Raw genomic sequence first — 9,703 nt, forward strand, 5'->3', positions numbered from 1 at the left:
CCGGTGCTGCAATGCAAGAAAGCGATTGCCCGATGTTGATCTATGACAACAAAGCGCTGCGACGCCCGTCACGATTGACTATAGTGGCGAGCTTAATCTGTTGTCACGGAGTTCTGGCGATGCCCTACACCCATAAATTCAGTGATGGCCGCAAATGCCCCCTGCCGGCGGGCAAAGTGGTTTGCGTCGGCCGCAATTATGCCGACCACGCCCGCGAGCTGAACAACCCAGTGCCGGACCAACCGCTGCTGTTTATCAAGCCCGCCACCGCGCTGGTGGCGATGGACCAGCCGCTGCCGTTGCCGGACTTCGGTGGCGACTGCCATTTTGAGGCCGAGCTGGCCGTGCTGATCGGCAGCCCCCTGACCCGCGCTGAGGCCGACACCACACTGGCCGCCGTCGCCGGCTACGGGCTGGGGCTGGACCTGACCCTGCGCGAGCTGCAGAGCGAGCTGAAACAAAAAGGCCACCCCTGGGAGATGGCCAAAGCCTTTGACGGCAGCTGCCCGCTGTCCGAATTTGTAGCGCCGGAGCAACTTGCCGACGTGGAAGATTGCGAGTACCGCCTGCTGCTCAATGGCCAACCGCAGCAGCATGGCCAGACCCGCCATATGATCACCCCGGTCAGCGCCCTGCTGGCATACTGCAGCCGCTATTTTACCCTGATGCCGGGGGATGTGGTGCTGACCGGCACGCCCGCTGGCGTGGGCCGGCTGCAGTCGGGGGACGAGCTGAGCCTGTCGCTGGCAAACTGCCTGCAGGTCAGCGCGGTAGTGCGCTAGCGGTCGGGGGGCTCTGAGGCCTCCGGCTGACGCCGCTTTTCAACCAGCGCTATGCGCGCCTGCTGGCGATCGACTGCCAGGCGCAGCTGGTCCACCTGCTGGCAGTATTGTTCCAGCTGAGGACGCGCCGGCACCAGCGCCAGCTCTTCATGCAGATAGTTATCGAGATTCTGGAGCAGGCTGTCGCGGCTGTCCGCCATCCACCGCTGGCCGCTGCGCAGCAGCTGCGCCAGGGGGTGGGCGGGCAGGTCACCGATGGCGTCGGCCAGCAGGCTTTCCCAATCGATATTGAGGTCGCGGACTATATCCCGCAGTTCGCTGACCAGCGCGGTATCACCGCTGAGACTGATCCCCTCGCCGGCCAGTTCGCTGTGCCGGGTTGCCAGCCGCGTCAGGCCGGAGAGGGTGGCGTCGACCACCGCATCGGCGTCCCCGTCGAGTTGGCCGCGCACCCCGATGCCTTCCCCGTGGGGTTGCAGCACCAGCTGCAGCGGCGGCATGGCCAGACGCAACAACACCTGCTTGCCCTCCAGGCGGCCGAGCCGGCGCAAACTGACCGGATCGGTCGTCAGGGCATGGTGCAACGCCGCCTCGATCAAGGTGCCAAGGCCGGCGTCCAGCCAGGCGCCGAGAGGATTGGCGGCTGAGCGATCAGAATCAGTGGTCACGGCTACCGCCCTCCTCCGCGAGTTTGTCCAGATAGCGTTGCCAGTAGCGCTCCTGATTCAGCGCCAGATCGTGCAGATAGTTCCAGTCGTACAAGCCCGAATCATGACCGTCGTCGAACACCAGCTTGAGCGCGTAGTGGCCGCTGGGTTCGATCCCGATCAGCGCAACCTGGCGCTTGCCGGTCTGCAGTTTCTCCTGCCCGCGACCGTGGCCGCGGACCTCGGCGGAGGGGGAGTGGACCCGCAGATACTCGGCCGGCAGTTGATAGCTCTGACCCCCATAGGCCAGCTCCAGCGTGCGCGACTTGAGGTGCAAGGCGATTTTTTCCGGATGCTGAGTGCTCACGCCATCGACCTCCCGGGTCGGTTAAAGAATATAACGACTGAGGTCTTCGTCCCGCGCCAGTTCGCCCAGCGCCTCGGTCACGTACGCCTCGTCGATAGTCAGGGTTGCCCCCGCGCGTTCACTGGCATCGAAGGAAACCTCCTCCAGCAACCGCTCCATCAGGGTATGCAAACGGCGGGCACCGATATTCTCGGTCGACTCGTTGACCTGATAGGCCAGCTCCGCCACCCGCTGAATGCCGCTGTCGGTGAACGCCACCTGCAGCCCTTCAGTGGCCAGCAAGGCTTGGTACTGTTCGGTCAGGCTGGCGTCAGGTTCGGTCAGAATGCGGCGGAAATCTTCCGGCGTCAGCGCACTGAGCTCGACCCGGATCGGCAGCCGCCCCTGCAGTTCGGGAATCAGGTCCGAGGGTTTGGCCAGATGAAACGCGCCGGAAGCGATAAACAGGATGTGATCGGTCTTGATCATGCCGTACTTGGTATTGACGGTACTGCCCTCGATCAATGGCAACAGGTCGCGCTGCACCCCTTCGCGGGATACCTCACCGCCACTGCCACTGTCGGAGCGCTTGGCCACCTTGTCGATCTCATCCAGAAAGACGATGCCGTTCTGCTCCACCGCCTCGATCGCCCGCGCCTTGATCTCGTCCTCTTTGACCAGCGCCGCCGCTTCTTCATCCACCAGCAGTTTGTAGGCGTCTTTGACCTTCAGCTTGCGGGTTTTCTTGCGCTCGCTGCCCATGTTGGAGAACAGGTTCTGCAACTGACTGGTCATCTCCTCCATCCCGGGAGGGGCCATGATCTCCACCCCGACCGGGGTGGCACGCACCTCCACCTCGATCTCTTTGTCGTCCAGATCGCCTTCACGCAGTTTCTTGCGGAACAGCTGACGGGTGCTGCTGACCTCACGCACCGGCTCTTCATCGCCGGCGCCACGTGCCGGGCGCAACAGCGCGTCCAGTACCCGCTCCTCCGCGGCATCCTCGGCCCGATGACGCACTTTGGCCATCTCGCTTTCGCGCAGCATCTTGATCGCCATGTCAGCAAGATCGCGGATGATCGACTCCACATCGCGCCCTACGTAACCTACTTCGGTGAACTTGGTCGCTTCGATCTTGATAAAGGGCGCCTGCGCCAGCTTGGCTACACGGCGGGCTATCTCGGTCTTACCCACCCCGGTGGGACCGATCATCAGAATATTCTTGGGGGTAATCTCGGCGCGCATCTCGTCGCTGAGCTGCATCCGCCGCCAGCGGTTGCGCAGGGCGATCGCCACGGCGCGCTTGGCGTCGGCCTGACCGACGATGTGTTTGTCCAGTTCGTGTACGATTTCGCGGGGGGTCATCTGTGACATGGTGCTCTCAATCCAATAGTCGGGGCGCGCTTCAGCCGTTGCTGTCCAGGCTTTCGATGGTCAGGCTGTGGTTGGTAAACACACAGATATCGGCGGCAATGTTGAGACTCTTTTCGACGACCTCACGGGCGTTGAGTTCCGTGTTGGCCACCAGCGCCCGGGCTGCCGCCAGCGCATAGTTGCCGCCCGAACCGATGGCAATCACCCCGTCTTCCGGCTCGATGATGTCGCCACTGCCGCTGATCAGGTAGGTTTTGTCACGGTTGGCCACCAGCATCAGCGCTTCAAGCCGGCGCAATACCCGGTCGCTGCGCCACTCACGGGCCAGATTGACTACCGCGTTGAACAGGTTGCCCTGATGCTTTTCCAGTTGCTGCTCAAACAGATCCAGCAGGGTGATGGCGTCGGCGGTGCTGCCGGCAAAGCCGGTGAGAACCTGATATTTGGGCAGCTGACGCACCTTGCGGGCGCTGCCTTTCATGACGGTGTTGCCCAGGGATACCTGGCCGTCACCGCCAACGACCACCTGGTCGTCACGGCGTACTGAAACTATCGTGGTCATATGTACGGGTCCTGCTAAGCGTTACCAGCTATATGGCATCACCCCGGTGGAATTCAAGCCCCGGGGGCGGACGGGCGCTGTCAGCCCTGAGGCAATTTGACCTGCATCGGGCGCAGATTCATCCGCACCAGCACATCCTGCGCCTTGTTAAGCTTGGAGCGCGATTCGAACGGGCCAACCCGCACACGGTACCAGATGCTGCCACTGGCGGAGGTTACCTTGCTGGTGGTCACGTTGGGTAACCCCTTGAGCAGCAGCTGCGCCCGCAGGCTGTCGGCATCGCTGGAGCTGCGGAACGAACCCGCTTGCAGCAGATAGCGGCTGTAATCGGTCTGTTCACGCGGGGTGGAGTTGTAGGCCTCGACCTTGGGCGGCACCACCTCGCTCTCGGGCAGCAGCGTGTAGAAGCGGTATCCCTCATCAGCCTGTTGTTGCGGCTCGGGGTCTCGCGGTTTCGGAGCTGGTTTGGCGGCCGGTGGTCTGGCCTGCACCGCATCCTGAGTCGCCGCCGGGTCCGGTTTGATGCCGGCCAGCTGATAGAGCCCATAGCCAAAACCACCCAGCACCAGCAGCGACAGCAGTACCGCCCAGGGCAGTCCGCGGCGCGGCTTCGGCGCCGGCGGCGTGGGTTTGCTGCGCGAGGCACCGCGCTTACGCGGCGTTGGCTTGGTCTGGGCCATCGGTTCCTTTCAACTCGGGGATATAACAGTGAGCGGCCTATTATCACCGCATCGTTGCAGACTGCCAAGCGCACTCCAACCTCAAAACAGGTCGTAAGGGTCCACATCGATGGACCAGCGCACCTTCTTCGCCTGTTTGTCCTGCTCCAGCAGCAACGCCAGCGCGTGCAGCAGGCGGTGCAGTGGTGCCCGGTGGTCAGCATAGAGCAGCAACTGGGCACGGAAGCGCCCGGCGCGCTTCTCCATCGGCGACGGCAGGGGGCCCAACAGGGTGACCCCCTCCAACGGCCACTGCTCGATGATGGCGCGGACATATTGCAGAAAGGTTTCCGCCCGCCCCTGGGCTACCGCTTCGGATCGCACCAGCGCGTAGTGGGTGAACGGCGGCAGACCCGCGGCGCGACGCTCCTGCAGCTGCAGACGGGCGAAATCGGTGTACCCCTGCTCGATCAGGCAACGCAGGTTCGGATGATCGCACTGATGGGTTTGCATGATGACCCGTCCCGGTTTATCCGCCCGCCCCGCGCGCCCGGCCACCTGCAACACCAGCTGCGCCATCTTTTCCATGCCGCGAAAATCAGCACTGAACAGCCCGGCATCAGCATCCAGAATCGCCACCAGAGTTACCCGGGGGAAATGGTGCCCCTTGGCCAGCATCTGCGTTCCCACCAGCAGACAGGGGCCGCTGGCATGGATCTGCTCGACAATTCGAGCCATCGCGCCTTTGCGCCGGGTGCTGTCACGGTCCACCCGGATCACCGGCACCTTGGGAAACAACCGGGTCAGCGCGTCCTCCGTGCGTTCGGTACCGGCTCCCACTGCGCTAATATCGCGGCTTTGGCACTGGGGGCAGTTGAACTGTACCGGCGCCTGATAATCGCAGTGGTGGCAATGCAGCTGCGGCGGACTGCGGTGCAGGGTCATATGGGCGTCACACTGCGGGCAATCGGCAATCCAGCCGCAGTCATGACACATCAGGGTGGGCGCAAAGCCGCGCCGATTGAGGAACACCAACACCTGCTCGCCACGCGCCAGGTGAGCTTTCATCTGCGCTACCAGCACGTCCGACAGACCATCCACCAGCGGCTGGTTGCGGACGTCCAGCAGCTCAAACTGTGGTGCCCGGGCACCACCTGCCCGTTGCTCCATGCGCAGCCAGCGATAGCGACCGCTCCAGGCATTATGCAGCGACTCCAGCGAGGGAGTGGCGCTACCCAGCAGCAGCGGCACCGCCTCGGCACGGGCACGCATCACCGCCAGATCGCGGGCAGAATAGCGAAAACCCTCCTGCTGTTTGAACGAGCCGTCGTGCTCCTCGTCGATCACGATCAGACCGGGGCGCGCCAGCGGCGTGAGGATCGCCGAACGGGTACCGATCAACACCCCGGCTTCGCCGCGACTGCCGGCCAGCCAGGCATCGAGGCGCTCGCGATCATTAAGCCCGGAGTGCATCGCCACCACCGGTACGTTGAAGCGCGCCTTGAACCGCCCCACCGTCTGCGGCGTCAGCCCGATCTCCGGCACCAGCACCAGCGCCTGCTTGCCCGCTGCCAGCACCGCCGCAATGGCCTGCAGGTAGACCTCGGTTTTGCCACTGCCGGTCACCCCTTGCAGCAAGATACAGCGAAACGCTTCGCCGTCGGCGGTCACCGCCTGCAGCGCCGCCTGCTGCTCGGGATTGAGTGTCAGCGGGCTCTCGTGCAGTAGTTTGTCTGCGCCGGGAGCGCCATGGGGGACGCTTTCACGCCAGCAGCGCTCGATCGCCCCAGACTGCTCTGCCGCCCGTAACAACCCCGGCGCAAATCCCAGCGCCTTGATTGCGTCGGCGCTAAGTCCATGGGGGTGGCCTGCCAGGGCGTCAACCAACTCGCGCTGACGCCTGGCGCCTGCCAGGGTATCGGCATCAAAACCGGCTACCACCCGCCACAACTGCTCGGCCCGATAGGACGCACTCTCACCCTGGCGCAGCAAGGTGGGTAAGAACACTGCCAGTGCTTCGCCCAGGGGATACTGGTAATAGCGCGCCGCCCACTGCGCCAGCTCCAGCAGGTGCGCCGGCAGCAATGGTTGCTCGTCAATCAACTCCAGCGCGGGACGCAGTTTATCCAGCGGCAGCTCCGATTTGCTGGCTACCTCGAGCAAGACCCCAACCACTTCGCGCCGCCCGAACGGCACCCGCAGCCGCACCCCCGGACGCAAGCACTCCCCCGCAACCCCGTCCGGGGGCAGGTAATCGAAGCAGCGACGCAGCGGCGACGGCAGCGCCATCCGCAGCACGGCAGGGGCAGGCGACATCCGGTAACCCTCTTGGCGGGCGAAAAGGCGCCATTGTAGCACTCAAGCCTGACCGGAACTTGCTTCTTGGCGCAGCTCTGTTATGATTCGCGCCCTGGTCGTACGCCTGACCCGGTCAGAGCGTGCGTGACGTGCGGTGCTCAGTGAGAAACCTGAGTGGCGGCACATCGATAATTTTGAGGTCATAGACTGATGAAAGCTGGTATCCACCCCGAATACACTGAAATTACCGCCACCTGTTCTTGCGGTAATGAGATCAAGACCCGCTCCACCGTAGGTCAGGACATCCACCTGGACGTATGTGGCAAGTGCCACCCGTTCTACAGCGGCAAGCAGAAGGTTCTTGACACTGGCGGCCGTATCGACCGCTTCAACAAGCGTTTCGGCAGCCGCAAACTGTCGTAAGCTTGCCACGGTAAACGACCGTGATGCGTTATCTGAAGGCACTCCTCGCGAGTGCCTTTCTTTTTTGTACACCCTCTCCCGCAGCAACTGCGGACTGCACCCCTGCTGCTAACGCCACGCCGGCGACGCTAAAACGGATTATTGATGGTGACACCCTGTTGCTCAGCGATGGCCGCCGCGTACGCCTGATCGGCATCGACACCCCGGAATTGTCCCGTGACAACCGCCCCGCCGAACCGCTGGCGCACCAGGCCCGCCAGGCCGCAGCGAACTTTCTTAGTGACAAGCGGCTGCTGCTGATGACCGGCGTTCAGCCTCACGACCGCCACGGCCGCACGCTGGCCCACATCTTCGATGCCGAAGGCAACAGTCTGGAGGCGCACCTGTTGCGCCTGGGGCTGGGTTTCCAGCTCAGCCTGCCGCCCAACCTCGATCTGCGTGACTGCCTGCGCGCAGCCGAGGCCCATGCGCGCCAAACCGGGATGGGCGTCTGGAGCGAGCGCTACTTCGCCCCCCGCGAGGTCAGCTCACTGCATCCCGGTGACGGCGGCTTTGGCCGCTATCGCGGTACCGTCACCCGGGCCGGGCGCAATCGTTCTGGCCCGTTCATCGAGCTGGATGCGACCCTCTATCTGCCGGTCAGCCGGGAGGGCCTGCCCTACTTCACCGATTGGAATGTCAACGCCCTGCTGGGCAAAGCGGTCGAAGTACGCGGCTGGCTCAGCTATCGCCAACTGAACGCCAGCCAGAAAGCCCGTCAGTTTCGCCCGTTCCGGCTTTATCTATCCCACCCGGACAACCTGACGCCGCAGAGCACCAATTCGGTGCGCACCCCCTGAAAACGGGTCAGAATCCGCCTAAGCCGCATGAGCCGTGGGCTACAGAGGTATGACCACTTGAGATAACTCATACTTTCGTATAAGATTGCCAGCCCTCACTAACCTGCCAGCTGGATTTGGAACATGACCGACCAAGATCTCAAGCGCCGGGCGCTGGAATACCATCAATACCCCAAGCCGGGCAAAATCAGCGTGGAGCTGAGCAAGCCTGCCGAAACCGCCGACGATCTCGCCCTGGCCTACAGCCCCGGGGTAGCGGAGCCGGTGCGCGCCATCGCGGAAAATCCCAACGACGCCTACAAGTACACCGCCAAAGGCAATCTGGTTGCGGTCATCTCCAATGGCTCCGCCATTCTCGGTCTGGGTAATCTGGGCGCGCTGGCCAGCAAGCCGGTCATGGAAGGCAAGGCGCTGCTGTTCAAGCGTTTTGCCGGTCTTGATTCCATCGACATCGAAGTCGAAAACGAGTCACCGCAAGCCTTTATCGATACCGTGGCGCGCATCGCCTGCACCTTTGGCGGTATCAATCTGGAAGATATCAAGGCTCCCGAGTGTTTCGAGATCGAGCGCCAGTTGATTGAACGGCTGCAGATTCCGGTGTTCCATGACGACCAGCACGGCACCGCCATCGTCACCGTGGCCGGGCTGTTGAACGCCATCGAACTGGGCGGCAAGGATATTGAGGAGGTGAAAGTAGTTTGCCTCGGTGCAGGCGCCGCGGCTACTGCCTGTCTGCGCCTGATGATCAGCGCCGGTATCCGTCGTCACAACATCCTGGTGGTGGACCGCCGCGGCGTGATCCACGACGGACGCGGCGACCTGACACCTGAGAAGGCAATGTTTGCGGCGATCAACACCGATGCCCGCACACTGGAAGACGCCATGCAAGGCGCCGACGTGTTTCTGGGTCTGGCCGGAGCCAACCAGCTCAGTCCGGAAACCCTCAAAACCATGGCACCCAACCCGATCGTGTTCGCCTGCGCCAACCCGGATCCGGAGATCCGTCCGGAAGTGGCCCACGCCACCCGTAACGACATCGTCATGGCCACCGGGCGCTCTGACTACCCCAACCAGGTCAACAACGTACTCTGCTTCCCCTACATCTTCCGCGGTGCCATGGACGTGCGCGCGCGCCATATCACTCACGAGATGAAGATGGCCGCGGTCTACGCCATCGCCGAACTGGCCAAGGAGCCGGTACCCCAGTCCGTGTGCGACAGTTACGGTGGCGGCGAACTGAGCTTCGGCCCGGAGTATATCCTGCCCAAGCCCAACGACCCCCGCCTGCTGGGCAAGGTCTCCATGGCCGTCGCCCAGGCAGCGGTAGAGATCGGTGTCGCCCGCTTGCCGATTCCGGAGCACTACCCGATCCAGAGCGTCGAAGAACTGTAGTCGCCCAATTCCGCTACACCGCGATCAACCCAGCCCCGCCGGCATCACCGGCGGGGCTTTTTTGTGCCTGTTCACGGATGCAGAGGATGACGCGAGTCGGCGCGAAGCGGTCTTTAGTTCAGGGCCGGCCAGTATGGATTTTAAGCTATTTATCTGCGCTGATTGAAAGCCTCTCTTCCGCCCACCCGGGCGGCCCTATTCTTTGGCAAACGTTCCAAAGAACAGGGGAAGAAAGAACTACTTGTGCCTTATGTTCCCCTGGTTCCGCCGCCCTACGGGTCCACTGCGCGCGGCAACGGTGATTCTGGCGGATCGGACGGCACATACCTGTGCCGCAATCCGGCTCGGCGTCCATGCCTCGCCCCGCGCTTTGCGCGGGCC

General features: G+C 63.2%; 10 protein-coding genes. 4 read left to right on the plus strand and 6 right to left on the minus strand.

Annotated elements, in window-relative coordinates:
* Nucleotides 1-119: 119 nt before the first annotated feature.
* Entirely contained in the window at nt 120-782 is a 663-nt protein-coding gene (locus JJQ76_RS17025; RefSeq protein WP_210398166.1) for a fumarylacetoacetate hydrolase family protein, read from the plus strand.
* Here JJQ76_RS17025 and JJQ76_RS17030 read toward each other — a convergent pair.
* The 6 genes from JJQ76_RS17030 to JJQ76_RS17055 form a co-directional block, all read right to left on the minus strand.
* Nucleotides 779-1,450 carry a ubiquinone biosynthesis accessory factor UbiJ gene (locus JJQ76_RS17030; protein ID WP_210398167.1) on the minus strand — a complete coding sequence of 224 codons (672 nt, stop codon included), beginning with the start codon at nt 1,448-1,450 and terminating at the stop codon, nt 779-781. The genes JJQ76_RS17025 and JJQ76_RS17030 overlap by 4 nt on opposite strands.
* Nucleotides 1,440-1,796 carry a gamma-butyrobetaine hydroxylase family protein gene (locus JJQ76_RS17035; RefSeq protein ID WP_210398168.1) on the minus strand — a complete coding sequence of 119 codons (357 nt, stop codon included), beginning with the start codon at nt 1,794-1,796 and terminating at the stop codon, nt 1,440-1,442. Before JJQ76_RS17035 ends, JJQ76_RS17030 begins: the two co-directional genes overlap by 11 nt.
* Nucleotides 1,797-1,817: 21 nt before the next feature.
* Nucleotides 1,818-3,149 carry an ATP-dependent protease ATPase subunit HslU gene (gene hslU / locus JJQ76_RS17040; RefSeq protein WP_210398169.1) on the minus strand — a complete coding sequence of 444 codons (1,332 nt, stop codon included), beginning with the start codon at nt 3,147-3,149 and terminating at the stop codon, nt 1,818-1,820.
* A 31-nt stretch (nt 3,150-3,180) separates the two neighbouring features.
* Complete coding sequence (hslV, locus tag JJQ76_RS17045) at nt 3,181-3,711, minus strand: ATP-dependent protease subunit HslV (RefSeq protein ID WP_210398170.1); 531 nt, start codon at nt 3,709-3,711, stop codon at nt 3,181-3,183.
* Between the two features lie 80 nt (nt 3,712-3,791).
* A complete protein-coding gene (locus JJQ76_RS17050; protein ID WP_210398171.1) occupies nt 3,792-4,391 on the minus strand; it encodes an SPOR domain-containing protein in 600 nt (199 codons plus the stop codon).
* 81 nt (nt 4,392-4,472) lie between these two features.
* Nucleotides 4,473-6,686 carry a primosomal protein N' gene (locus tag JJQ76_RS17055; protein ID WP_210398172.1) on the minus strand — a complete coding sequence of 738 codons (2,214 nt, stop codon included), beginning with the start codon at nt 6,684-6,686 and terminating at the stop codon, nt 4,473-4,475.
* A 192-nt stretch (nt 6,687-6,878) separates the two neighbouring features.
* Between JJQ76_RS17055 and rpmE the strand changes: the two genes are divergently transcribed.
* From rpmE to JJQ76_RS17070, 3 genes are all read left to right on the plus strand, one after another.
* Entirely contained in the window at nt 6,879-7,091 is a 213-nt protein-coding gene (gene rpmE / locus JJQ76_RS17060) for a 50S ribosomal protein L31 (protein ID WP_210398173.1), read from the plus strand.
* 23 nt (nt 7,092-7,114) lie between these two features.
* On the plus strand, nt 7,115-7,930 hold the full coding sequence (locus tag JJQ76_RS17065) for a thermonuclease family protein (RefSeq protein ID WP_246481105.1): 816 nt from the start codon (nt 7,115-7,117) through the stop codon (nt 7,928-7,930).
* A gap of 123 nt (nt 7,931-8,053) precedes the next feature.
* Nucleotides 8,054-9,322: a malic enzyme-like NAD(P)-binding protein gene (locus JJQ76_RS17070; protein ID WP_210398175.1), complete on the plus strand. Its 1,269-nt coding sequence runs from the start codon at nt 8,054-8,056 to the stop codon at nt 9,320-9,322.
* Nucleotides 9,323-9,703 lie beyond the last annotated feature (381 nt).

This window comes from Motiliproteus sediminis, from assembly GCF_017912535.1.
GTDB lineage: Bacteria > Pseudomonadota > Gammaproteobacteria > Pseudomonadales > Balneatricaceae > Motiliproteus > Motiliproteus sediminis.